The organism is Photobacterium ganghwense (assembly GCF_003025595.1).
Classification (GTDB): domain Bacteria; phylum Pseudomonadota; class Gammaproteobacteria; order Enterobacterales; family Vibrionaceae; genus Photobacterium; species Photobacterium ganghwense.
In genome coordinates, this window is the sequence record NZ_PYMI01000001.1 from 241006 (window position 1) to 264749 (window position 23744).

At 48.2% G+C, this 23744-nt stretch carries 32 protein-coding genes; 4 read left to right on the forward strand and 28 right to left on the reverse strand.

From position 1 onward, the window contains the following. Positions 1 to 5 precede the first annotated feature (5 nt). The 20 genes from C9I92_RS01065 to hflK all read right to left on the reverse strand — a co-directional run bounded on the left by C9I92_RS01065 (position 6) and on the right by hflK (position 15750). The gene (locus C9I92_RS01065) at positions 6 to 644 is read right to left on the reverse strand and encodes a phage baseplate assembly protein V (RefSeq protein ID WP_047885559.1); all 639 of its coding nucleotides are present in this window, start codon (positions 642 to 644) and stop codon (positions 6 to 8) included. Next, positions 637 to 1167 carry a hypothetical protein gene (locus C9I92_RS01070; RefSeq protein WP_047885560.1) on the reverse strand — a complete coding sequence of 177 codons (531 nt, stop codon included), beginning with the start codon at positions 1165 to 1167 and terminating at the stop codon, positions 637 to 639. Before C9I92_RS01070 ends, C9I92_RS01065 begins: the two co-directional genes overlap by 8 nt. Next, complete coding sequence (locus C9I92_RS01075) at positions 1160 to 1783, reverse strand: phage tail protein (protein ID WP_047885561.1); 624 nt, start codon at positions 1781 to 1783, stop codon at positions 1160 to 1162. Before C9I92_RS01075 ends, C9I92_RS01070 begins: the two co-directional genes overlap by 8 nt. Further along, complete coding sequence (locus tag C9I92_RS01080) at positions 1746 to 2105, reverse strand: head-tail joining protein (RefSeq protein ID WP_107193795.1); 360 nt, start codon at positions 2103 to 2105, stop codon at positions 1746 to 1748. The genes C9I92_RS01075 and C9I92_RS01080 overlap by 38 nt, the downstream gene beginning before the upstream one ends. 9 nt (positions 2106 to 2114) lie before the next feature. Then, positions 2115 to 2618, reverse strand: a complete 504-nt coding sequence (locus tag C9I92_RS01085) for a hypothetical protein (protein ID WP_047885562.1) — start codon at positions 2616 to 2618, stop codon at positions 2115 to 2117. 63 nt (positions 2619 to 2681) lie between these two features. Then, complete coding sequence (locus tag C9I92_RS01090) at positions 2682 to 3719, reverse strand: major capsid protein (RefSeq protein ID WP_047885563.1); 1038 nt, start codon at positions 3717 to 3719, stop codon at positions 2682 to 2684. Positions 3720 to 3752: 33 nt separating this feature from the next. Next, positions 3753 to 4094, reverse strand: a complete 342-nt coding sequence (locus tag C9I92_RS01095) for a head decoration protein (protein WP_053061845.1) — start codon at positions 4092 to 4094, stop codon at positions 3753 to 3755. A gap of 11 nt (positions 4095 to 4105) precedes the next feature. Beyond that, on the reverse strand, positions 4106 to 5461 hold the full coding sequence (locus C9I92_RS01100; RefSeq protein WP_047885564.1) for a S49 family peptidase: 1356 nt from the start codon (positions 5459 to 5461) through the stop codon (positions 4106 to 4108). After that, on the reverse strand, positions 5454 to 7013 hold the full coding sequence (locus tag C9I92_RS01105; protein WP_047885565.1) for a phage portal protein: 1560 nt from the start codon (positions 7011 to 7013) through the stop codon (positions 5454 to 5456). Before C9I92_RS01105 ends, C9I92_RS01100 begins: the two co-directional genes overlap by 8 nt. Then, entirely contained in the window at positions 7013 to 7222 is a 210-nt protein-coding gene (gpW, locus tag C9I92_RS01110; RefSeq protein ID WP_047885566.1) for a gpW family head-tail joining protein, read from the reverse strand. Before gpW ends, C9I92_RS01105 begins: the two co-directional genes overlap by 1 nt. Continuing rightward, entirely contained in the window at positions 7222 to 9183 is a 1962-nt protein-coding gene (locus C9I92_RS01115) for a phage terminase large subunit family protein (protein WP_248827382.1), read from the reverse strand. The genes gpW and C9I92_RS01115 overlap by 1 nt, the downstream gene beginning before the upstream one ends. Then, positions 9092 to 9676, reverse strand: coding sequence for a helix-turn-helix domain-containing protein (locus C9I92_RS01120; RefSeq protein ID WP_047885568.1), 585 nt, complete (start codon positions 9674 to 9676; stop codon positions 9092 to 9094). Before C9I92_RS01120 ends, C9I92_RS01115 begins: the two co-directional genes overlap by 92 nt. A gap of 224 nt (positions 9677 to 9900) precedes the next feature. Beyond that, positions 9901 to 10176 carry an Rz1-like lysis system protein LysC gene (gene lysC, locus C9I92_RS25850; RefSeq protein WP_428838601.1) on the reverse strand — a complete coding sequence of 92 codons (276 nt, stop codon included), beginning with the start codon at positions 10174 to 10176 and terminating at the stop codon, positions 9901 to 9903. Continuing rightward, positions 10085 to 10453 (reverse strand): hypothetical protein, encoded by a 369-nt coding sequence (locus C9I92_RS01125; protein ID WP_047885569.1) that lies wholly within the window; start codon positions 10451 to 10453, stop codon positions 10085 to 10087. Before C9I92_RS01125 ends, lysC begins: the two co-directional genes overlap by 92 nt. 13 nt (positions 10454 to 10466) lie before the next feature. Further along, positions 10467 to 11063: a lysozyme gene (locus C9I92_RS01130; RefSeq protein WP_047885570.1), complete on the reverse strand. Its 597-nt coding sequence runs from the start codon at positions 11061 to 11063 to the stop codon at positions 10467 to 10469. After that, a complete protein-coding gene (locus C9I92_RS01135; RefSeq protein WP_047885571.1) occupies positions 11060 to 11416 on the reverse strand; it encodes an HP1 family phage holin in 357 nt (118 codons plus the stop codon). Before C9I92_RS01135 ends, C9I92_RS01130 begins: the two co-directional genes overlap by 4 nt. Before the next feature lie 65 nt (positions 11417 to 11481). After that, positions 11482 to 12147, reverse strand: a complete 666-nt coding sequence (locus tag C9I92_RS01140; protein WP_047885572.1) for a hypothetical protein — start codon at positions 12145 to 12147, stop codon at positions 11482 to 11484. Positions 12148 to 12326: 179 nt separating this feature from the next. Beyond that, positions 12327 to 13685, reverse strand: coding sequence for a Na+/H+ antiporter NhaA (gene nhaA / locus C9I92_RS01145; protein ID WP_047885573.1), 1359 nt, complete (start codon positions 13683 to 13685; stop codon positions 12327 to 12329). Beyond that, complete coding sequence (hflC, locus tag C9I92_RS01150; protein ID WP_047885574.1) at positions 13682 to 14677, reverse strand: protease modulator HflC; 996 nt, start codon at positions 14675 to 14677, stop codon at positions 13682 to 13684. The genes nhaA and hflC overlap by 4 nt, the downstream gene beginning before the upstream one ends. Next, positions 14674 to 15750 carry an FtsH protease activity modulator HflK gene (hflK, locus tag C9I92_RS01155; RefSeq protein WP_047885575.1) on the reverse strand — a complete coding sequence of 359 codons (1077 nt, stop codon included), beginning with the start codon at positions 15748 to 15750 and terminating at the stop codon, positions 14674 to 14676. The genes hflC and hflK overlap by 4 nt, the downstream gene beginning before the upstream one ends. A 244-nt stretch (positions 15751 to 15994) precedes the next feature. Between hflK and C9I92_RS25320 the strand changes: the two genes are divergently transcribed. Then, on the forward strand, positions 15995 to 16144 hold the full coding sequence (locus C9I92_RS25320; protein ID WP_157038322.1) for a hypothetical protein: 150 nt from the start codon (positions 15995 to 15997) through the stop codon (positions 16142 to 16144). Between the two features lie 87 nt (positions 16145 to 16231). Then, positions 16232 to 16894 (forward strand): PAQR family membrane homeostasis protein TrhA, encoded by a 663-nt coding sequence (trhA, locus tag C9I92_RS01160; protein WP_047885576.1) that lies wholly within the window; start codon positions 16232 to 16234, stop codon positions 16892 to 16894. A gap of 30 nt (positions 16895 to 16924) precedes the next feature. On the opposite strand, the gene C9I92_RS01165 is transcribed toward trhA, so the two are convergent. The 8 genes from C9I92_RS01165 to C9I92_RS01205 all read right to left on the reverse strand — a co-directional run bounded on the left by C9I92_RS01165 (position 16925) and on the right by C9I92_RS01205 (position 22357). Beyond that, a complete protein-coding gene (locus tag C9I92_RS01165; RefSeq protein WP_047885577.1) occupies positions 16925 to 17188 on the reverse strand; it encodes a hypothetical protein in 264 nt (87 codons plus the stop codon). A gap of 124 nt (positions 17189 to 17312) precedes the next feature. Continuing rightward, entirely contained in the window at positions 17313 to 18320 is a 1008-nt protein-coding gene (locus C9I92_RS01170) for a DUF968 domain-containing protein (protein WP_047885578.1), read from the reverse strand. A 15-nt stretch (positions 18321 to 18335) separates the two neighbouring features. Further along, positions 18336 to 19736: an AAA family ATPase gene (locus tag C9I92_RS01175; protein WP_047885579.1), complete on the reverse strand. Its 1401-nt coding sequence runs from the start codon at positions 19734 to 19736 to the stop codon at positions 18336 to 18338. A gap of 136 nt (positions 19737 to 19872) precedes the next feature. Continuing rightward, a complete protein-coding gene (locus tag C9I92_RS01180) occupies positions 19873 to 20064 on the reverse strand; it encodes a hypothetical protein (protein ID WP_047885580.1) in 192 nt (63 codons plus the stop codon). A gap of 189 nt (positions 20065 to 20253) precedes the next feature. Beyond that, the gene (locus C9I92_RS01190; protein ID WP_047885582.1) at positions 20254 to 21243 is read right to left on the reverse strand and encodes a hypothetical protein; all 990 of its coding nucleotides are present in this window, start codon (positions 21241 to 21243) and stop codon (positions 20254 to 20256) included. A 120-nt stretch (positions 21244 to 21363) separates the two neighbouring features. Continuing rightward, positions 21364 to 21648: a hypothetical protein gene (locus tag C9I92_RS01195; RefSeq protein ID WP_047885583.1), complete on the reverse strand. Its 285-nt coding sequence runs from the start codon at positions 21646 to 21648 to the stop codon at positions 21364 to 21366. Continuing rightward, positions 21645 to 22097 carry a YmfL family putative regulatory protein gene (locus C9I92_RS01200; RefSeq protein WP_053061856.1) on the reverse strand — a complete coding sequence of 151 codons (453 nt, stop codon included), beginning with the start codon at positions 22095 to 22097 and terminating at the stop codon, positions 21645 to 21647. Before C9I92_RS01200 ends, C9I92_RS01195 begins: the two co-directional genes overlap by 4 nt. A 26-nt stretch (positions 22098 to 22123) precedes the next feature. Further along, entirely contained in the window at positions 22124 to 22357 is a 234-nt protein-coding gene (locus C9I92_RS01205) for a helix-turn-helix transcriptional regulator (protein WP_047885585.1), read from the reverse strand. Positions 22358 to 22471: 114 nt separating this feature from the next. Between C9I92_RS01205 and C9I92_RS01210 the strand changes: the two genes are divergently transcribed. Further along, positions 22472 to 23131: a LexA family protein gene (locus tag C9I92_RS01210; protein WP_428838602.1), complete on the forward strand. Its 660-nt coding sequence runs from the start codon at positions 22472 to 22474 to the stop codon at positions 23129 to 23131. A 212-nt stretch (positions 23132 to 23343) separates the two neighbouring features. Continuing rightward, a complete protein-coding gene (locus tag C9I92_RS01215) occupies positions 23344 to 23739 on the forward strand; it encodes a hypothetical protein (protein WP_047885587.1) in 396 nt (131 codons plus the stop codon). Positions 23740 to 23744 lie beyond the last annotated feature (5 nt).

Consider the following 23744-nt stretch of genomic DNA (forward strand, 5'->3'; position numbering starts at 1 on the left):
TGCCCTTACTGTTCCGAATTTGGCTCACTGGTGTTGGGTTCACCGTGGCGGTGAGTGTGGCCGTTAAAGATGTCCCGGTCGTCGCCCATGCTCCGCACGGCGTCGGTCACCGTCTTCCCTTTCACCTGCTCTATCGCCGTCACATTCATTTGGACGGTCATGTCACCGGTCGTGGTCTGGTTGCCGTCATGCTGGATATTCGCATTGATGTAGAACGTTTTGCAGTTGAGCTCAGCATTGCCGTCACTACCCAGCGAAATGGTAAGCTTGTGTTCGGCGCGGTTGTATTTGATCTCAGTGCCATCGGCATAACGGCTGACATGCTCATCGGGCGAGGTGCTCGGTACCGGGCTGGACGCATCGGCCAGAGAGGGGATCACCACACCGGCAGCCAATTCGCCAGACTCTGACAGAATGATCACCTGCTCCCCGACCGCCAATGGTTCCCAATCCGATCGGCTGTCTTTGGAGGCTCGGCCCGACACCCAGGGTAACCAGGCAGTCACCGCGCCTTTGGCATACTCAACCCTGACCCGCGGCGGCACCTGGGTGAAATCAACACTGTGGACACGCCCCCGGCGAATCATGTTGGCCATCCGCCGCTGCAAATCCCGGATGATGAAATTCAAATTTAAATCACTCATTCGGTACCACCTGCACGTAATCCGCCTCATGTGCCGCCCCAATCTTCGGCGCGACGCCAACCCGCACCATCGCGGGCGTCAGTCCTTCCGGCTTGAACGCATCCTCACCCACTTCCACGTTCTGGCTAAACCGAATCGACCAGACCGCGTAATCATCCAGCTCGGGATTGAAGCCATCAGGTTCCGCGCTGATAAACACGGCAGGTTCTACCGGCAAACCAAAACGGGCGCCTTCCACCTTCAGGCCAATGGCCATCGCCGCGTTACGTACTTCAAGCTGAAACTGCTCATCGGCCATGCCAAGAACAGCAAGGATTTCACAATTCAATGTGACCGCCAGCTGCCCGTTCATGGGCTGGTCATCGGCCCGATCCCAGTCCATCACCGCAAAGAACAAACAGGGCGTGGACAGCTGGGTTTTGGTTTCCGGGTAATAATCCACAGACTCAACCCACTCCAATTGCTCTGCCAGCCATTGCCTGACTTTGCTGTGATAGTTGGTTAAATGAATGCCATCACTCATGCCAGTTCTTCCTGTTCATTCCCATCTTCACACGGCCTTTCAAGTCGGTTTCAAAATGCTTGAGGAATATTTCCGGCAAACGCTCAAAAATTTCATCTTCGATTGAGACTTGAAGGGAGTCTGAAATCCCCACGCTGGCCTCATCTAGAGGATAACGATGCTTTGTAGTACGCATATAGATAGACTTCTTCCCATTTCCGTATGGAGAAGCAATAAATCCACGATCATACTGCTTGGAAGGTAGTTTCCCCTTTGGCGTAAACCGTGACCCCTTTGGCTTTTTCTTGGTGCCTAGACGTCTCATTGAGCCCTTTAAGATACCTATCGGCACATTATCAAGACCAAACCACAATTTGATTTCATCCAGTTTTTCCAACTGGCTGGTACTGCGAATCCGAAAATACTTGATACGCTCTCGCAGCTTATTCATCGCTCTTGGCTGAAGCTCATCCCGGACCAAAGACTTAGACAGCTTCCGCAATGTTTGCGCGGTTCGACCAAGCGCACGATTGTAAGCCGCTTTAACCTGGCTTTCTGTCGCCCCGAGAATTTGCCTAACAGCCTCAAGTTCCTCGGGATCAATATGGAATAGGAGATCGTTGTGATTGCTCGCCATGATGATTCCCTAGCGTCAGCTTCACGAGGCCAGTGCCATCGGGCTCTGGGTTCTTAACCTGGTAAGTTTTAACCGTGCCATCTGAAAATGTCAGAGTCACTAGCGTTCTTCGCGATATTCCAGATGCATTGTGACTTTGAAGGAATAGCTCATTGTCTCTATCTGATATTTGGCCGCCGCCTGGTAATGAACTGATGGCTGATGGGTTATCAAAAATGCCAGGAACAGGGTTATCTCTCCCTTCGATCGTAACGGTCACATTGGCAAAGGTTTCAAAGATAATGTTGTCCGCTTTTTTCAAAGCAGACTCAAAATCAAACATACACCACCTCTACAGGGTCGCGATCAGGTTTGCCAGACCGGCTTCAACCGCTTCCATCGCTGTTTCTTCATCCAGGTAAGGCTTGTCACCGACGTTGTGCAAAACAGACCGTTTGCCGGTGTGGCTTTGAAACGCTTTCAGTACCAGTACCTGCATTTCACCGTCGTCATTTGTATTGACCTCAGGTGCCGGGCCTTCATCTACGGACTCTCCATCTGGCAGCTCGCCAATACCGACCAACACTTCTGTGTGACCCGTATCCGCACCCTGGGTTTCCTGGCTTTCATCACTGGCCAGATCTCCAGAGTGAGCTGCTTCCGCTTCGGTGCCAGTTTCATTGTCTTGATTGACTTCATCATCGGACTCATCCTCACCGGGCAGCTTGTCTTCCAGCTCATCAATCATGGTATTGAGCTGCGCTTCTGATGAGGTATCGGAATACGGGACATCGGCGATACCCAGCTCTTGGCACAGCGCATCAATACGTTTTTTCAGGTTGTCTTTACGGCTCATTTCGTTAGCCCCAAAAAAATGGGGCACTAGGCCCCATTAGGTTTCACTCCGCTGGCTAAGGGGTTAACCCACCTTAACCACCACCACTTTGTTCACATCAATCAAGTACATCGCCGGGGCCGATTCCGTTTTGGTTTGACGCACTGCCGGGTCACCGCCTTCGGTCCAGTCCTTAACGTAACGCTCAGCTTCGTCTAAGCCTTGCATTTGCGCATCCAGGTCCTGAATCTGGCCATACAGACGGGCACCGCGAACGGAGGTATGCGCCAGGATCAGGTGGAAGTCACGCTGGACTTTCTTGGTGGTACCGTCGCGGTCAATGTACTCTTCATCAACCACAATGATGGTCACATCGCCCAGGTTACCTTTGATGCTAACGGTTGCCCCCAGGTCTTTGAGCGCAGTTTCCAGCTGGGAGTTTGACCCACGGCGGGTTTCGAGCTTGTCTTTGAATGACTTGAACTCGCACATCAGTGCCCACGTTTTTGGATCCGCAATCACTGTGTTCGTCAGCCCTTCAGACTGCGCTGCCCACTTCGTGATGTCTGCAACAATGTCATATGTTTCACGGTCTAGGTTGGCCCACTGTGCGGCAGAGAGCAGCGTGATGTTGTTACCCGGGTTACGACCGGCATCGATCTCATAAGGCTCTTCGATGTAGGGGCTATCAATGACCGTTTTACCGTCATACACCATTTCGGCACACATCAGCTCTTCACGGTCACGCACCGCCTGCTCTTCGATGTCCATGTTCTGCATCACGACGGCGTTTAGTCGTTCTCCGGCTGACATGGTGCCTCGCACGGGCTCACCCGGACGGCGTTTGATGCTCTGGTTCGCCGTCACAATGTGCTTGGATTTCACGTAGGCAGGTTTAAACGTAGAGGTTTTGAAACCCTGATTGCGGTCCGGTGCTGCACCAATCATCGGTGAGCAATAGGCGGCAATCTTGGTTTTGTTCGGGATCATGTCCAGGTCGACTTTTTCCGTGGCGAAGGTGTACGACTCACGGAAAAAGAAGCGCATGAAAAAGTTGTCACGGCGAATACCGGCTTGCGTCACAGCACCCAGCAGTTCACGCGTTGTGTAGTTATCAGGCATAGTAAGCTCTTTCTAAATTCTAAAGGGAACGACTTAGTATTCGTCGTCGACGTACACGGCACTGCCAAGGAACGCTGCACGCTTGGCTTTATCGGTGGTGACAGTGTCCGGCCAGTTCACGAAACCAATACGGAAACCGCCCTGTGGGTATACCGTCGACACCTGCTCTGAGCCGGAGTCGGTCACGTTACGGGCTGACACCGCAATAGCTTTGCCCGGGGTGCCGTCCCATTTGACCAGCGCAGCAGTATCGGTCGCGTCGAACATCAGCGGCGTGCGGGACGGGAAAGTTTCACCGGCTTTAATCGTGGCGCGGGTTGTCACCGGATGACCAATCAGGAACTCGTCCGGTGTGTATTCTGTTACTTCACTCATTGCGCTTTCCTTTAATCAATACGCGTATAGGATGCAGCGAGAGAATTGATATTCTGCTGCTCTTCGGAAACGTCGGCGGAGTTCACATCCTGGCCAAGCGGTTGACCATGGTCCTGTGCGAGCACCTGAAGCGCCGCATCATTCTGGCTGACCGCACTTTTTGGTGCTGAGGCGAGAAAAGCCTTGGCTTCCTCCACCGAAATTTTCGGGTTGCTGGCCAACTGGTGTGCCAGTGCTTCTCGCCCTTTGCTTTCTTCCAGGCCCAGAATCCCCATGCAGCGTTCACGCTCGGCGGTCGCAGGATCAGGGTCTGTGTTGCTCTCTGGTGCCGCCGCAACTGCCGGGGCTGGTTGCTCTTGCTGGCCCTGGTCAAGATCGGCTGAGGCTTGTGGGGCTGTCACGTTGGCATTGGTGTCATTGCCGGTGGTTTCTGCTTTTGGGTTAGCTGTGATTTCCATGGAGGCTCCCATATCAAAGTTGGTTGATTTGTTTTTGAAGGATTCAGCCATCAGCTGAATCGCATCCAGACCGTTTACGACTTCATCCGCGAAGCCAATATCCACCGCTTCCTGACCTTCGTAGATCTCCGCTTCGGTGGCCAAAACTTTATTTACATCCATGCCCATATACTGCGCCGCCTTGCTGGCAAACATCTGACGGGCTGACTCGACATTTCGCTGCCATTTTTCCTTCACATCCTTAGGCAGCGATTTGTAAGGATGCCCATCCGCTTTGTGATCCCCGGCAGTGATCAGGGTGATTTCCACTCCTTCATTTGCCAGCATCTTTTCCACGTTGGTGTGGGCCATAATGACGCCGACCGAACCAGCTATCCCGGTTTGGGTGATCAGGCGGCGTGAGCAGGCGCTGGCCACCATTTGCCCCGCACTGGTATGCATGTCGTAGCCCAAGGACCAGATAGGTTTGATTTGCCGGAGCTGGGCAATCTTGTCAGCCAGATCAAAACACCCGGCGACCATGCCACCGGGTGTGTGCATATCCAGCATGATGGCTTTCACGTCCTTATCACTCACCGCTTCGGTCAGCCGGTACACGATGCCGTCGTACCCCGTCATGCCTGAGTAGGGTCGGACGTAGCCGTATTTGTGCACCATTGACCCGTCAATCGGGATAACGGCAATGCCATTGATGATCTGGTAGCTGCGGTTTTCAGAGCGGCTCCGGCTAAAACTCGACGCGACTTTTTCCATGTCCCGCTCAAGCAGAACCACCCCGTCGGTATCAGTCAGTTGCACCACGTTGCCCATCCGCTGGCTTAATGCCGAAAAGAAAACCCGGGCATAACCCGCCTCCAGCGCCAACGGCCTGTTGAACGTATTACTGATGAGGTGTTGTAAATTATTCATTGGGATTCTCGTTTGGGTTGTCCGGGGCGAGCGCCTGCAGCTTCATCCAGCTTGGAGGCGGTAGCCCTTTGGCTTTCCGCTCTTCCATCTCGGCAACCTGCTGCTCGAAGGTTTCCTGGTAATCTTCACCGAGCAACGCCAGCTCTTTCTCGTAAGTCGACAACCCGGCTTCGATACGCAGCACCGCTTCCTTGACTTCTTTCAATCCATCAATGGCCAGACGGCCAGAGCCAATCCAGTCACTTTTCGTCCAGGCGTGGCGGCGGTCATAGAAACCAAACCGGGCTTTACTCGGCAGCGTGATGTACCGGCGTATCAGCATTTCTTCAAAAATCAGGGTGAAGATTTGGCTGGCAAACCGGTTGGCAATGATTTTTCTGCGCCCCATGAAGTAGCGCCACGAGTCGTTATGGGCTGCCCGCAAGGTGCTGTAAGACATCTGCGCGTAGTTTTTTGATAGCTGCGCGTAATCGACCCCTATGCCTGCCGCAATGTATCGGATGATCGACTGCTCCAGGGCTGAGAACCCGTTGTCCGCGTTTCCGGCGCTGTGCAAGTTGATCTTGTCGCCAGGCATCAGGTGGGGCAGTTTCACCCCGTTGAATTTCACTTCGTTGGACGAATAGTATTCCCCGTAGGCCATCAACATCCGCTCAATAGAGCCATCCTGCTGGTTGGCCCCAAACAAGAACTCCATGGCCTGCTCCGAGCCCAGTTCAGACTCAATGCTGGCGGCATACATGGCATTGACGACAGCCCGCTGCAGCGTCGTGTTCTGCAACGTATCGAGCATTTTGAGCTGCTCTAAACTGGACATGAACCGATTGACGCCACGGCACTGGCCACCTTCGGAGGGTTCAAACACATGCAGAAAGCCGAGTCGGCCGGTGCGGGTGTACTTGGGGATCCGCCGCCATGTTTTGGCAACCCCAAAGTTGTCTGCACCTTCTTCGATATAAAACGCTTCCGCCGCGCCATAGCGGTTGATGTCCATCCCGCCCCTGAGGTCCGGTTTATCCATCGCGTAGTTTGGGTTGTTCACCTTTCGAGGGGCGACCATACGGATGCAGGTTGCAAACGGCGAATTTCGCCGCCCTATCCATTCCGGTTTCGCCATGATTTCACCAGCTGACGCATGCGTTTCTACAGCCTCGCGCATCATCATGGTGAACGTTCGGCGGCCTTCAGCGTCAATCAGGCAGTTGGGATCCTCGGCAATGTCACGGAAGATGGCTTCCACTTCCCGGACAAACCCTTTGTCGGGCCTGATGCCGAGCAAGAGCCAATTAGGTTTGTAACTGAGGCGAAATTCAGAGCCGATGATGTGGTCTTTGTGGATTTGAATCCCGTTTGCCGCAATACCGTTATTGCGGATCACATCGTCGGTTCGGGCATTGGCCTGCTTCATGACAGGCAGTAAAGCGGCATCCACTGATTTTGACGGCGGATGCCAGTCGCGCATCTGACCACCAAACCCTGAACCGCCAGCTCTAAACACCGCCTCTCGTAATGGTGTCTGACCATCTGGAGCCAGAAGTCCGGTGCTCTTCATTAGAATCCGACTCCTGCTGGGCGGCGACGCCGAACATTGGTGATGCCTAATTGCATTTTGAGATCGTCAATATAGGCTCTCAGTTCATGCACGTTCGCTCGGTTGTACTCCACCCGGCGGTCTCCTTTTTGAATGGACACCGCCATGGTTCCGGTCTGAATCTGGTGGTAAGCGTGTTCCGCTTCATCCAGTCTTGCTTGTAAGCTCATTATCCACCTTTAAGTCTGGCGGCTAGTTCAGCGATGCTGAGGCCGGAAGATTTCTTCTGTTGAACTGGCTCAGGCTCCTGTAGCACCAAGCCGAATTTTTGAATAAGGATGTTTAACGCGGCATAGGCATAGTTCCAGCCATCCAGCGCTTCATCGTAGGGGTGGTATTGCTTTATCCAGCGCCACATCTGGCGACCTGACTTACTGTGCTCGAGCTTTTTGTTGGCAGAGCACAGCTGTTTGAAAAACTCATCCCCGGCAATGGCATCATCCATCGGGAAGTGAACGCAGCCCGGTACCGGCTCGTTGCCGTTGGGTGTCAGGCATAACCGGCTGTACAGCCTTTGCTTGATACCATCGGTACCCAGCCGGGTCAGGTACACTTTCTTGCTGTTTTTCTTGCGCGGGAAGTTTTGGATCGGCTTGCCGTATTGGTTTTCACCCTGAATCGGGATGACCCTGAGAACGCCGTGTTTCCGGCTCATTTCATACACGTCATCGGTTTTGTGCCCCATGGCATCCCAGCACCAGAGCTGGACGTCCATTTCGGCCCCATTGCGCTTTTTGTAGGTATTGTTTAGCTCTTTACCGACCGTATCTTTCAGCACCTGGCTAGAAAGGTCGCCAACACGCACAATATGGTCAACCAGCCAGCACTCTTCACCGGCTCCCCATGCCCAGATGAACATCTCTATCCGGTCATCCTGGGTATCAATGCCACCGGTCAGTACCACCGCGCGATCCGGTACCGGATTTTGTTTCCGGTCTCCGGCCCACCAGATTTCGCGACGTGCTTTGAGTTGTTCCCAGTCCAGCTTGTCGCCGTTCTCACCTTCCCAGAGCTGGCCGAGAATGAGGTTCACAAAGGTCTTGAGTTTTGCCGGGTCGTTTTTCTTGGTCAGGTACTCGCGAACTAATCCAACCCAACCGTCAGTCATGGTGGTGTTGTACGCCGCCCAGCAATGGATACCGACACTGACCGGGGTGCTGACGGGCTGATTGTCTATGTCAAAGAACTCCAACCCGTCCTTGGTCCAGGTGAAATCTTCGGCCATCCAGCGGCCAGCTTTCTCCATCTTCAGCAGGTCGCGGTAATAAATCGCCTGCTCGCACTCGATGCAGCGGTAATGGGCCGTTTTGGCTTTTTTCTCTATCGACGGCTGCTTGTTGTCCCATTTGAAGCCGTGTTTGGTTTCGTCCGAGCCCCATTCCAGCACCTGCTCATGGCCGCAATGCGGACAAGGGAGATAGAACCGGAATGTCAGCTCCATCTCCGCCATCAGTTTTTCGATATGGGATTCACCGGCGTTGGTCGGCGTCGTTCCCCAGCGCTCCATTGGGAACGCGGCACCGTCAAGTCGGGTGCGGGCAAGGGAAATTGGATCCCCTTCTTTGCCCAGCTCCCAGTCCCACCCGTCCACTTCGTCGCCAAATAAGGCGGCTTTGGTGATACGCCGCATGTTCTTCGGGGTAGCAGCACCTAAAATATCCAGAATCCAGCCGAGACCGACTTTCTTTTTGGTGGTGTTGTTTTGGTCTCTGGCGTTAAGGTACGGGAAGATCCGCCTGATGATTGGCATTTCTTCCCAGGCACCGTCTATCTCATCAATGCAGAACCCTTTGGCATCATCATCCGTTGGCTGGTAAATCACGGTGTTTGTTTTGAACTGATGCAGCAAACATGAAACCGCAGCCACCAACATTTTTGACCAGCCGATGCGGGCCGATTTTTGAAACGCTAACCGGCGGATGGACCGGTTACACATCATGTTCAGGATCGCGACCTGAAACGGCAACGTGACCCAGGCACCTTCATCTTGTGAAGATCCTGAGGCCAGCCGGTAATGTTCATTCGCCCATTGCGTACCACTAACCGGCGGTGTCCGCTTCATCCCCGACAAGCCACGCTGGACCGCCGAATGGATCGCCGTCCATGTAATCTGAGAAATCTGGTCGAACATCAGCACACTCATTTGACACAGCGGCGATTTCCGCCTCAAGGACTTCGATGGCTTCTGGCGGCATCTCTGGCCAGACTTTTTTCATCTTTGGTAGCAGGCCATCAAGGCGGGAAGTGAGACGGGAACTGACCTGTTGCAAGGTCTCGACAATGATCTGAATCGGGCCGTAGGATTTCTCAAACAAAACCCGCTTGGCTCGCTTCATGGCGATGGTTTCTTTCTTGTCTTCGTTGGCCAGCCGCTTCTTTTCAATCTCGAGGTCCTCTTCTTCATTTTCTGCCGGGGTTTCCGGTTTTGAATCGACCTGTTTTGCTTGCGATTTATAGCTGATGTACGCATGGGTACACGCTAAAGGATCCATGCCGTTCCGCCCCTTGGCGGCAGGCAGAACCCCTTGATTTAAAAGGTTTCTAACCTGCCTCTCACTGATACCAAGGAGCTTGGCAATATCCGACTGTGTGAACTTTTTGTCGGGATTGAATATGCTGCTCATTCATGGTTAAAAACCGGAAACCGGAAACCTCCAAAATCAAAAAAAATTTTTAACGAGGGCTTTTCTGCGAGGTTACACCCCCGTGGTAATTGCGGATCGCCAAAAGGACCCGTGACCTCTGGCAGAGTGAGACCACGCAACCAAACATTCAAAGGCAATAAAAAAGCCCAGCATGTAGCCGGGCAAACTGGAAACAAGTGGACATATTCAAAGCTGGGCGTCAGCTATTTTCTGGACTGCTTGTCTTGTACCCAGCGGTTAATCTTGTCTATCTTTCCTGCACACTGATCAAACGCCACTTTCCAAACGGGATCTCGTTCGTAGGCGTCACCATAGGTGTCGGGCTCTGAATCAAATGGCGGGGCGCAATCAACCAAGTAGGCTGGCGGCGGGAACAGATAAACCTCGTTAACTTTGGTGATGACTTCGGGTGTAGACGGCGCGCACCCCGTTAACAACAGCATCAGGAGGACGCTTATCCCGGCATTCATCTTTTGCATCTTCGAATCCCTTTCTGATCACGGCCAAATCTTTTTCCAATTGCTTGCTGGCCACCCGTTGAGCCTGGTTCATTTCAACCGCGGCTAACTGATTGGCTACCATTTCCGATGTTAGCCTGGTCACTGTCTCATTCAGTGAGGCATTGTATGAAGTGGCCACTTCAGCCATTGACTGGTATTTCTCTTTATCAAGTTCTGACTGGTGCAGCTGCCGTTTGAGAAGGCCAATCTGAAATTGATTCAGAACCACGATGCCGAGCAGTGCTAAAGAAATCATGGCCCAGACATTGCTAAATATTCGCTTCAGGAACGCCAAGGCACATCTCCGTTTCTTTCTGGCGGCGACTGATCAAGCCGGGCAGCTTTTTACCCCCACCATAAACCCAATAATTAAGCTCACGACAGGCTGAGTCATATCGACCCGCCTTGATCTTGCGGTAAATGCGTGTCTCACTGCCGTCCCCGTTAAACCGGAATCGCGTACACCCAGTGTTAAAGATAAAGGACGTGAATGCGTCAACTTGGCCCTGGCGTAAACCGGCGTCAGAGGCTGAGGCAGTGAGACATTGCTCGGATGACTGGATGTTCTTCACCCAATCTTTAGCAATTTGTTCCAGACTAACCGGGCTATCCGGTACGCCGTAGGTATTACCTATACCATTGGTCACAAGGCCTGATGGGCATCGATATGGGTCCTGTCGGCAACCTTCTGCGTTACCAATTAACTCAAGGGCCGCAGGTGAAACCCGCAAGTTGCCCAGTGATTGACCATCAATCACAACCTGCCCCACGGATTGAGTAAAACCAGTGTCAGTGGTTGCGACACCACCAGTGATTAACGCGGCCACTGCCGCCACGGAACAAACAATGCGTTTCTTCAAGTTCATGACTGGTCAACCTCGTTCATAATCTTCTTTTCACGAGCCGATGAGTGCCTCAGAAGTTCATGGTTTTTGTGTTTGTAGTACCAGCTCAAACCGAAAGAAGCGATACCCAAGACAATTCCCACGATTACTCCCCACTCCTGAACGGTGAACAAACTAAAAAACGTCGACCAACCCGCCCAAAAGCGAGTTGAGCCAGTTGAGAGTTCTTCAGCCCTGACGGTGACAGGAAAAGCTGACCACCACACAGCGACTCTCTTTAACATGCTTTTCATTTCGTCTTGCATGATGATCAAAAAAGGCACCTCACGGTGCCCCCTCATAACAATGATTTGTATTTCCTGAATTTCAGGCATAAAAAAACCGCCAATTGGCGGTTATTAAGATATCTGTACATTTATCCATACTAGATATATATACACTAATATGCCCCACTTTTATTTTCAAGCACTTTTTTGAACAACGTCCGGGCTAATTGGTCATAGCTAATTAGCTGCGCCCGAATACTCTCAACATGTTGTTGCCAGGCCGACCAATGGTTCTGATAATACCGTTGGCGCTTTTTCCAAAACGACTCGGAAAAATTGTCCTTCTCTTTACAGTCGAACTCCACCAGCGCGGCAATTAAGGCAGAACGTGTCGTGACTGGTTGATATTGCAGCTCTGAATTGTGATAGCTAACATTGGCGCCTGAGGTTTGCTCCAACGCCAAACCACCAGCAATAAGTGGCACCAAAGTTTCTACCCTTTTAAACGTTCGCTCTTGAATGAAAACGCCATGCCCGGCCAAATTCATTGCCCAGTCATGAAGCAGGTGGCTGAACAAACGCTGTCGATTTTCCTGAGCGTTCCAATAGGGTGAAGAGTAAGCAAACAGACTCCAGTCAGCCAGATGAGGGGATAGTTTTTCAATCTCATCGATAACGGCTAAGACTTTCGCACCATCTATTTTCGATGCGATCTCCATGTCAGCAGCACCGAAGCCGCCACCACCAACACCGTGATTGTATTTGGCCTTAATGCCTTCAGTCGCCATCCCAATAGCCGCCGGCATACCCCAATTTTCGATATTCGTAATGAGTCCCATGCCCTTACCACTGTCTATTTAACCAGTATTGTGAATTGAAATACAAAAGTAACACCGTGTCCAGTAGTAAAAACAAAGAATAAATAAAACCAATTTTTATCTTTATCATCTAACTATCGATCTGATAGCAATAAGAAAGGCGCACATTCACTTAAACACTCGCTATTTTGATAGTAAAGCTATTCACCGTTCCCCTTAAGTGAGGTATCTCTCTTCAAGAGCCAACTAAGTAACCCTATTCCCACCAACGCTGAAAATAAGGATGCAGATAATATACCGAGCTTCGCTACATCAACGAGTTCAGGGCTCAAAGCTAAGTGGGCAATAAACAACGACATGGTGAATCCTATACCAGCAAGCATGCCACCAGCAATAATGTAGAGCCAAGGTAGATCTGGCGGTCGCACAGCCAGCTTAGTTAATGTTGCTAATCCGCTAAACAAGATGATTCCGGTGGGCTTCCCTATGACAAGGCCAGCAACAATAGCTGTATACAAGCTTCCGGATAGTTCCGAAAAAGAGATCTGTACGCCAGCGTTCGCGAAGGCAAAAAGAGGCATAATGACAAAACCAACCCAAGGATGCAGTAACATCTCTAAACGCTCTAATGGAGAAAGCGCTTCCCGAGCTGCTGCTTCGGCAGTTTTTAAGACTTTTCGATCAATCCGAAATTCACTGGGCTTGCTTGTTGCCGGAGCAGGAATGACACAATCCATTATAGTTAACAGACGCTCTTTACTGACCCAGCTGATTGTGGGCGTCATTAACCCCAAAATGACACCTGTAACCGTTGGGTGTATCCCAGACGCGTCCACCGAGAGCCATATCAGACCACCAATTAATGAATAAATAGCAATACTGCGAATACCGAGCTCAGCCATAGCCTTAATACCAATGACCCCAAGTGCCGCTATTCCAAGATAATAATAATTAATCTCTTCACCATAGCCGACCGCTACTACGATAATCGCACCTATGTCGTCGATAATCGCTAAAGAGAGCATAAATATTCGTAGACTTTTAGGAACACGGGGGCCAAGTAAGATAAGGCAAGCAATGACAAATGCTGTATCCGTCGCCATGACGATCCCCCAGCCATTTTGTCCCGGCTGATCTAATTGAAATACTAAATAGATTAATGCCGGAACCAGCATGCCGCCCATTGCCCCTGAAATAGATAACATTGCTAAACGCGGCTTTTTTAATTCTCCCAAAACAATTTCACGCTTCAACTCCAATGCAACCAGAAAGAAAAACAGCGTCATCACAGCATCATTAATCCACTCCTGAAGTGAACGCGTATATTCGAACGAACCGGATTTTATACCGAGCGGGATCTCCCAGAACGACAGGAAAGTCTCTGACCAGGGAGAATTAGAAAGTACTAAAGCGACAATAGTAAAAAATAGCAGTACAACCCCTGCAGCAGCCTCAATTTTCAGAAACCGAGTAACAGGTTGAGTTATCCAATCAACATATTCCTTCGGTAATTGAGTAGGATGCCCCCTCTCATTAGGACTAAAAGCTGTTTTCTTCATGGGTTTTCTGATTTTGCTTGATCACTTGCTGGTAGTTGTATCCTCTTCAGAAACTTAAATAAGTCACTATCAGTGGACAACACCAATGTAGTATTTTCTGACATGATCGTTTTATAGACTTGCAGCGTCCTAGTGAACTCATACAGGCTTACCGCCTGTGGGCTCTGGTTGTAAGCCTGCGCATAGATTTCTGCTGCTTTAGCGTCGGCAACACCCCGAATTTCCTCCACTTCACGATAAGCTTCGGATTGAATTTTATTTAAATCTCGTACTCGATTACCACGAATTCTAGCTGCTTCACCGTACCCTTCAGACAAAAAACGCTCCGCAATCTGTCTACGTTCACTGATCATCCGGTCATAAATTTTGGGTCTCACACTTGCGTTATAGTTAATCCTTTTGAATCGGATATCCAATAACTCGATCCCGAAGACACGCACTTTATCAGCCGCGGCCATAAAAATTTCATCCTCCACCACCTGACGACCTTTATGGATGGGTACTAAGTTACCCATTGTTAAATCACTACCACCCTCAGCCAATAGCGGATCTCTCAAAGGCAACCGATCTTTTGAGGTACGGATAATTTCTATCAATTCATGCTTTGCCACCGCGTTACGCGTTTCACTTCCAAGAATGTCATCCAACCTGGACTGAGCACTCCGCTCGTCTCGGAGGCGAAGAAAATACTGTAAGGGCTCCGTTATCCTCCATCGGGCAAATAAATCGACTGAGATATATAGCTTATCTTTCGTAGGCATATCTGAAGGATTGCCATCCCACTCCAATATTCGCTTATCTATCGTATTGACCTCTTGAATAAACGGTAATTTTACTTTGAGCCCAGCGCTCGTAATCGGCTGTCCGACAGGCTTACCAAATTGGGTTATAATGACCTGCTCAACTTCACTCACTGTATAAAGGGTTCCTTTAGCTGCAAGCAGAACGAATACAAAAAGCAAAATGGCTATTAGTACAAAGAAATTTTTCATGGCTTATCGCCTTTTTCCAAAACGTCAGCTTGTAGATCAAGAAAAGGCAAGATACTGCGGGTTTGCTCATCAATGATAATTTTTGAGTGCATCGTAGGCATGATTGCCTGCATGGTTTCTAGGTAAATACGCCGACGGGTTACTTCAGGTGCCTTGATGTACTGCATCAGTAATGCGTTAAACCTTGCAACATCCCCTTCGGCCTCATTGATTCTTTTAAGCCGATAGCCATCAGCTTCTCGAATACGCTGATCTTTTTCACCTTCCGCTAGCGGGATCACTTTATTGTAATCTCGTCGCGCTTCGTTAATGAGTTTCTCTTTTTCTTGCTGAGCCTGGTTCACTTCATTGAATGACTCCTGTACCGGCTTTGGCGGGTTAATATTTTTCAATTGAACCTGATCGATATTGATACCCATAGCATACTTAATCGCAAGCTCCTGCATTTTCATCAATGCTTCAGATTCAATCTCCTGTCGGCCAATGGTAATGACTTCATCGACAGTGCGGTCACCAACCACTTCCCGCATAACAGACTCAGAGACATCACGAAGAGTAGCTGTGGGGTCCCGCACTTCGAACAAAAACTTGACGGGCTCAGCAATGCGGTACTGAACCACCCATTCAACTAATGCTGCATTTAAATCGCCTGTAACCATCTGAGTTTCCATCTCACGATCATTTTCAGACGGGTTTTGGTAAGGGTCAGTTGCTCCGAGCGTTATAAATCCAAACTCTTGCTTTAACTGGCGCTTAACAGGAACAATGGTCGCAGTATCTATGCCTAACGGTAATTTGAAATGTAAGCCGGGTTGTATTTCGGAATAAAATTTACCAAAACGCTGAACGACAGCAATTGAGTCGCTTGGAACCGTATAAACAGCCTGCCATGAACTGATCAAAAAAATCACCACAAAAATTGATATGAAAACACTTTTCATATCACCTTTAGGAATATATCGTTTTATTTTAATTGCTCTTTTTTTAACGATATTTCCAACGCTTATAGGCGTAGAGCCATCGGAAATTTGAGTTACGTTATCAGAAGATGGGGGATCATTGGATGTCGGCATGAACGTAGCCTTAATCACATGGGAAAATAGAGTACCATTTAAGACTGGTTTGCGTTGGATGATTTTTCAAGACAGCGGGAACATTAAAATTTTTTAACCATATGCGCTTTGATTAATATTTCATGCACATATAGTATTCGTTTTATCAAAACTACTGTAACGAACATCTCTTCTCCAAACTATACTCTTAAAGGAAGATGAAATATCGACAAAAATTAAAGTGATATAACTAATAGGTGAAACCATGTTTGAATGGCTTAAAAACATTTTTTCTCATGAAAAACATGAGGCTGACAATGATGCCAGCAGAGACAGAATGGATAAAGAGCATATAAGAGAGAACAAAAAGGAAAGTTCTCCCATCGAATCACCACCGAAAAATAAAAATGAATAGTTTCTTCAACTTTCCATCTTGATTTTATAAAGCCGAGTTGTAATAGATTAATAATACTCGGCTTTTCTTTCGAAAATATGCCACTCTATGACTATACATTTACCGAGCCTCGAGATCACTCGTAAACGACGGCATAAAGAGGAACTAGCTAACAGCATCAGCCATGGTATAGCCCTCGTTGCCATACTGACTGGAACACCTTTTCTAATTATGAATGCTGTTCGTATTGGTGATTTGGCATTTATTATCGGAACAATTATTTTTTCTACGACGGCAATATTGCTATACCTGTCTTCCACTATTTACCATGCGCTATCATTTGGCAGAACAAAGCGACTGTTTCGTATAATAGACCACTCAGTAATATTTTTACTAATTGCAGGTACATACACCCCATTTACACTTGGTGTATTGAGAGGGACATTAGGTTGGATACTCTTAGGCTGCATCTGGTTGTTAGCATTTATAGGTGTAATACTGAAGTCGTTGCAAAGACTCCACCACCCCGTATTATCGACAGGGCTTTATCTATTTATGGGATGGCTGATTGTCATAGCCATTTATCCAATGCTTAATAATGTGCCGATAAAAGGAATGTTATTGCTGCTTGCCGGAGGATTATCCTACACCTTTGGCGTTATATTTTTTGCGACTGACTCATATTTAAAGTATGGGCACTTGCTTTGGCACCTATTCGTAATAGGAGGGACAACATTCCATTATTTTGCCATTCTTTGGTACGCATATTAATTCACATACTCAAACCATATGATATTATTATCAATTTTTATCATTCTTAACATCCAGAGACTTCTGGATAATATCTGTAAAATGTGGCAACTTATCAAGTAAGTACTCTAGGTTTGATATTTCACAACCTGTTATTTCACTTTTTATTAACTCCAACGCACATGAAACTGCGATTGCCCTTTTTACATTCTCATCCTTAGATTCATGATAAATAGATCGAGCACTGGCCGTGGAATTATCAAATTTAATTCTTAATAAATCCAAGAAAATTGAAACATTACTTTCATTTATCATAGTAACCGACCTCTTACCAATTAAAATGCTTTATACTTACATTAATAAGTATAAAGCATAGATATTTAGATTCTTAAAAACATATGAATGGCTTTAAGGATACTTAGGCTTGAAGCTTTAGAAACTACCCCAGCGCCCCCAGCTCGAGGGCTCTCTTCAGCGTTGCTTTCACATACCCAAGCTGTGAGCCATGCCGTTCTTCCCAGGCTTTGGGATCGTCATGAAAGCGGCGGTGTTCGTTGGCTTCTAAAGGTATAGTGAAGAGATCATGGGTTTTGCCGCCCATTTTCCCTTCGCCGTGGCCGATTAAGTGATGAGCGACGACGTTTTCAGTTTGACCGGTGATCACACAAGGCAACGAGCGCACAAACTTCAGATACTTTTCGCTACGCCAGATTAGCTCTTTGGGCCGGGCCATGTACATCGCTGGTGGCTCGTCATCTATCTTGAACTGGATAGGTTTCACCCTATCGGCCAGTAATGCCTTCGTATCGAGGTCGAACCGTTCATCACTTTCTCGGCGAAGCGTGAATGTATCCGACTTTGGTTTTGGTCTCAGACCAAACATCTCATCGACGACAGAACGAGGCAGGCATTCATATACGCCATTCACCACACTCCACCAGCAGAGTTCAGGTAGTGAAACCGCCCGATCTAACCTCAGTTTGCGCTTTACCGCTTCGAGGCCCCACAATATGACATTACGCCTGGCGATCGCCCTGCCCTTTTCAGTTGGATTAATGCGTTCCTGATTGTCATGGTGCCAGCAAAGCCGAATGGCCCCGCTGGCGTAATCCAAGAACGTCAGGTTTTTATCGCAATACTCACTGTCTGAAAGCTGGCAATGGGGGATCCGCTCTAACCAGTGATAGAAGTTACCCAGGCGATTCTGCACAGCCGGATGAGTAAAGAACTCGAGTAACCGCTCATCCTCCACCAGCGATTTTGAATTATCCGGGAAAACCGGACTGTTCAGCTTCCCGCTGGGTACATTCACCAGCTCTTCCGGTAACGGCATGACCACCAGCCGGTTACCCTGGCTCATTTTTGCCAGCTCAGATAACAGGGTTTTGCCCGGTTTGAACATCATCAAACCCAAGTCAGGCTGAAGAAATGGTTGAAGGACTAACATTTCACTCGGCCTCAGTTACGAAGTACGTTGTCGAGATTTTTCAACTTGGTGCTCAATTGGAGTCAGCGGGCTATACGAACTTTTCTGCGAAACAACGCGTGATGAAGCAGTCATCGCAGTATAGTTTCGCTTAAAGTCTAGGGTGATACTTTTTCCCTCAGCAACCATCCTCACAAAACCTCGGATAATATTTTCAGAGAATTTAAACCAGCCTCTTCGAGTCCCTAACGCATTTTCAACAATGCTCCCAAAATTCTCTTGTTTGAGCTTATTAAACTCTCTCTTAAATTTGACTTCATCCAGTACGTGTATCCCCAATCGCTCAACTGTGCCAACCTCAAGATCCCTACGCGTACGGGTATCGAGCGTTTCCATTATATTTTTGTACGAGAAGTAGATATGAGAATACTCCCTGATTAAATCAGCAGAATCCGCCATCGCCCATAGAATATGATGGAAGTGCTCTGATCGTCCAAGAGTCGCTTTGTCGTAACTATTCCTTAATGTTTCAGCCACAGATTCAATAGCTTCATTGAGTGCAGCAATAAAGTGTTCATGTGTGACCTGAGAAACGATGACATCTGCTCTGAATGCTTCCTTCAGTAACATCTCGCACAGTAGATGGACATAGCTCGGGAAGCCATCACTTAAACCTGCGATTTTGTATCTAATATCATCTGGAATTTTTACACCAAAGCGCTCAAATGCCGTATTAATAATTGCATAGCGTCCATCCCAAGGGAGGACATCCAATTTCACTTGGTGAAGCTGACGGGAGCTAGATAGATGTCCCGCAAGTAGATCGTTGAGAGAATCACCTATACCAGTAAAAATTATCTTTACTTTAGAACCCATGTCGCCAAGCTGCTTCAGTAATATACCGAATTCACCTCGCACTGATTCTGTAATTTGGTCAAACTCATCTAACACAATGACTGGCGTGTCAGAGTGCCATTCTGATAAGGAGTTCAAGGCCATCGCAGCAGTTGTAGTATCAACTATCTCAAAGTCTGAGTGCTTCCCATTGACTTCAGATGTGTGCTCATACTGCATAAAACTAGGGCCAACCTTTAGCTTTTTGCTGTATTTCGAGAATTCAACATTGGCTTTAGCGTAAGCCAGAATAACTCGAGTGATACTGGCTAAAGTTGATGTAGGCTCACCGCTCACCAGTATCGGCTTGTTATCTGAAGACTGAATAAGATAAGCAACAGAATGAGCTAATGAGGTCTTCCCTACTCCCCTGTCACCATATATAAACGCATGGCGTCCTTTTGCATGTAATGCCATTTCAATATCATCAACTTGTTTAGCCCGACCAAATAAATGATTAATGTCATCTATTGGGTTGGCCGCTGACAATACCTCATGCAAAGCAGTTAAAAAGTTCTTCCTATCAAAACCTTGAATAGACATGGCATCTCCTTTTTTTGCAATTTTACCATGATTCAAATTGCATATTTAATTTTTCAGTGTCGGCACTTATTTTTATAAGCAACAGAAGAAATCGACGTCTTGCTCATATATATGATCTACAAACGCTCTAACTGACTCAAAACACCACCTCTTCATTCCATACGGGCTCCAGTTCGGCTTCAACCCGCGTATCTCTCCCTGATCCGGCAACTGAAATTGAGGTCACAAAGTACTGTTTTCCATGATGGTCATAAACACGCTTCTTCTCATAGCAAATGCAAAGGGCTTCAGCAGCTTTGCTATTGGGTAACATACGAATAATCATCATCCCTCCACCAGCCAGAGCTTATGTGTATTCCCTGTCCGCTCGTTGTTCATGATTCGAATATTGGCGCCGGCCCTACGGGCTTTATCTAACAGCCGGACCAACTCACAAACGTGCACACCCAGTTCGTCGCATAGCTCCTTTGGCGTCCACACTCTGGCGCGGGATACCATCAGCGCTCGAAGATCCTTTTCACTGGCCATTCCTTCCCCCTAGTTCATCCAGCAGCTGCTGTCGTTGTCGTGACATTTCCGCGATACGACGCTTACTGGAATCGATAGACTCTTGTGTTGCTCCCCAGTCCATAGCGCGCAGCAGCGCTTGGTTTTCGTTGTTGATTTCCATCTCCAATTCGCGAACTTTGTTTTTCAGCTGGGTACGCTGGTCTGGTTTTGGTTTCGAAGCTGGTTGAGCCGCTGCTGGCAACACATAACCGCGGTCTTGCTCTTTGGCCAGCCATGAGTTGATGAACCGCTCGATGCCGGATTTCGTTTTACGACGGCGAGGGTTTGATGCTAGCCAGCCGATCATGTTCCGACACTGCTGGTGGACGTCCACCGCCGGGTACAGCCCTTCCAGTGCCTGAACGTCCTCGGCATACAACGGGAACAGCGACTTGTCGTTCAAAATAAACTTAAAAACTGGCTGCCGTTCGTCGGCATCGAGCTTGCTCGGTGCATTAGAGATCTGTTTGTTTGTATATGGTTTGGATCTGTTAATGGAATCGGTAATATTCCCAGTTCCATGGTTTTGGTAATCTTCCCGATTCGACTCGGTAATATTGCCGTTTCCATTCGGTAAAATTACCGAATCCATTTGGGAATTCTGTTCAGTTGCAGGAAACAGTAACTCCACCAGCCGATCACCATTAATCTGGTAGTGCGTTGTCGGTACACCATTGGCTTTCTTCACCCGACTCTGAATCACATCACCCAAGCGCTTCTTGAGCTGGCGAACGGCGTAACGCACCTGGTCTGTGGTCAGGCACAATTCAGTGCCCAACTCATCATTTGATTTATAGAACCACTCACCGTCTGCTTTGGTGCTCGACCAAAACACCAGCTGAGACAAAACAGCAGCATGAGTATGGTTACCCTCGCAGAATTTGATATAAGGACGTGGAATGCTGATCGCTGCTGCCTGACCAGATAGCTCACGAACTATGTCGAACAACCTAGCCACGTAACACCTCCTCATAAATCGCTTTGAAAAATGAGCGACTGATTTCTACAACACCATATTTGCCCACCATGAAATATCGCCATTGGTGGTTCTCTATACGGGCCTTTAGTGCTATTCTCCTCATGACTTCTCCGGGTTACTTGCAAGTGTTTTCGGGGTTGTTAGTGACTTTTCCTCGCAAGAAAATTCACATCCTGGCTTTAAGTCGTTGCCGCGGCTTAAAGCCAACTCAATTCTTTTCTCTAACGTTTGGATATGTAGGTCGCATCGAGCCTTGAGTATCTGAAGCCGTTCCAGTTCGAACCGGTCACCTTCAATGTCCTGTTGCTTTCGAATCACTCGGCAAGAGTTCATCGTCATGTCCGACATCTGTTTCACCATTTCCCAGAACTGATCTGTTTTCATACGTCCTCCGCGTATAAAGCATCAAGCTTGAGCATGAAAGCCTCGAACATGCCCTGATAGTCATTCTTTAACCGAGCAATGGTCATCCGTTCGCGGGAATCAAACACACCATCGGCCCTCGCCTCTTCAATGGTTTTATCCAGCAGTCCCTTCACCGCATTCAGCTGCAAGTGACAATCGAACATGTCTACGCTATCCAGCTCTGCGACTCGTGGACGTTCCACAACCATGCTGCCAACACGCTCTGCAAAGTATTCAGCCACGTATGACGTACTCGTCAGATCGGCCATCTCCACCAGCTCATCGACACTGAAGAACCGAGAACCTTTCTTTTCGTATAAATGGTTATTGAAGCTATCCACTGACATACCCAAAACCGCAGCAACCGCTTCCTTCCCACCGGTTACCCCCGCAATGGTCTTGTTCACCATCTCTTTCTTGTTTATCACCATCTGCTCCTTTGTTTGGTGGTTAGTTACCCAGTATTTTTTGAGTTATCTTGAGTACTAGGCGTAGGGAACACATCTTCAAATGAGCAGTTGGCTCCCATACGGTTTAATGCTTCGACGATACGCCAGCACATTTTTATGTTTGGCGTACGTATCCCCTTCTCAAAGTGAGCAATAGCTCCTTGTGTTACCCCAACATGCTCAGCCAATTCATCTTGAGAGGCATTAATTGAGGTTCTAATAGCTTTAATGTTTGACATAGATTCTCCTTACGAACGCAACAATAATACATAACGTAATTTTACACCACAAGATTATATTACGTTTTGTGACTACTGCCGTTTATTACAGCCTGTAATAATTAGGGAATGAAAATGCAATGGAACATGCTGGTAAAAGCCAGACTAAAAGAGCTCGGAATTACCCAGGAGAAATTGTCTGAGAGATTGGGCATAACTCAGGGGGCGGTTGCGCATTGGTTAAACAAACGCAGAGAGCCTTCATTAGAGCAAATCAGCCAAATATTAAAGGCGGTTGGTCTTGATAAGTTGACTCTACATTCAGATGGAACACTGGAATATCCTGACAGTGTCATTTCTAATGTAACCCAGATAGATATCCAGCCTTTTGATAAACGAAGATTCCCAGTTTTAAGTTCGGTACAGGCCGGAGCTTGGACTGAAGCTGTCGAGCCTTATTCGACAATTGAAGCTGATGAGTGGTACATAACTACAGAGCGCACAAGTGATCGTTGCTTTTGGCTTCGCGTTCAAGGTGACTCAATGACTTCAGCTACTGGGGTTAGTTTCCCAGAAGATACACTTGTACTAGTTGACACATTTAGAGATGCTGAAAATGGCTCGCTGGTTGTCGCAAAGCTCACAGATGTAAATGAAGCTACTTTTAAAAAGCTCGTCATCGATGCTGGACAGAAATTTCTGAAGCCATTGAACCCCGCCTATCCAACCTTGCCTATCAACGGTAATTGTAAAATTATCGGAGTGGTGGTTGACGCAAAGCTAAAGCTGATTTAACCGCAGACTTGAACTAACCACACATTGCATTGACTTTACTTATAAACCGCCTTTTGGCGGTTTTTTTGTATCTCAAACATAAAAAATTACATTATGTATTTACACCAAAAAATACATAATGTAATTTAATGGGGGTTGAGGGGGCATTAGAGCCAAAGGAAAGCCAAGTTGAATTCGGATTAACTAGTACCACTAAATTGCGAGGAAAAACGATGCAGAAACAAGAAGCCGGAAACCTCAGTGTTGAGGATCGCACTACCAACTTCCCCAAGCTGATGCAAGAGCTTGATGGCGGGGTCATCTCAAATGTAATGGGGCTGGCCTTGTCGAACGTTGCCCGAGCTGTGTCTTACAGCGACAAAGTCGGCAACGTGAAGATGGATCTCAAGTTGAAGCCAATGGGCACCAACAACGAGATGGTTGAAATCACGGTAAACATGTCGGTGAAAGAACCCAAAGCAGGTTTCGGCGCCAAGAGTGAAGACTTCCAGTACACCTCAATCGCGTATGTAGGGAAAGGCGGCAAACTGACCTACGACCGACCAAAGGAAGACATTCACGGCCAAGTCGTTATGGAAGACACCATGCTGCGGGAAGTTCGCGGCTAATACAC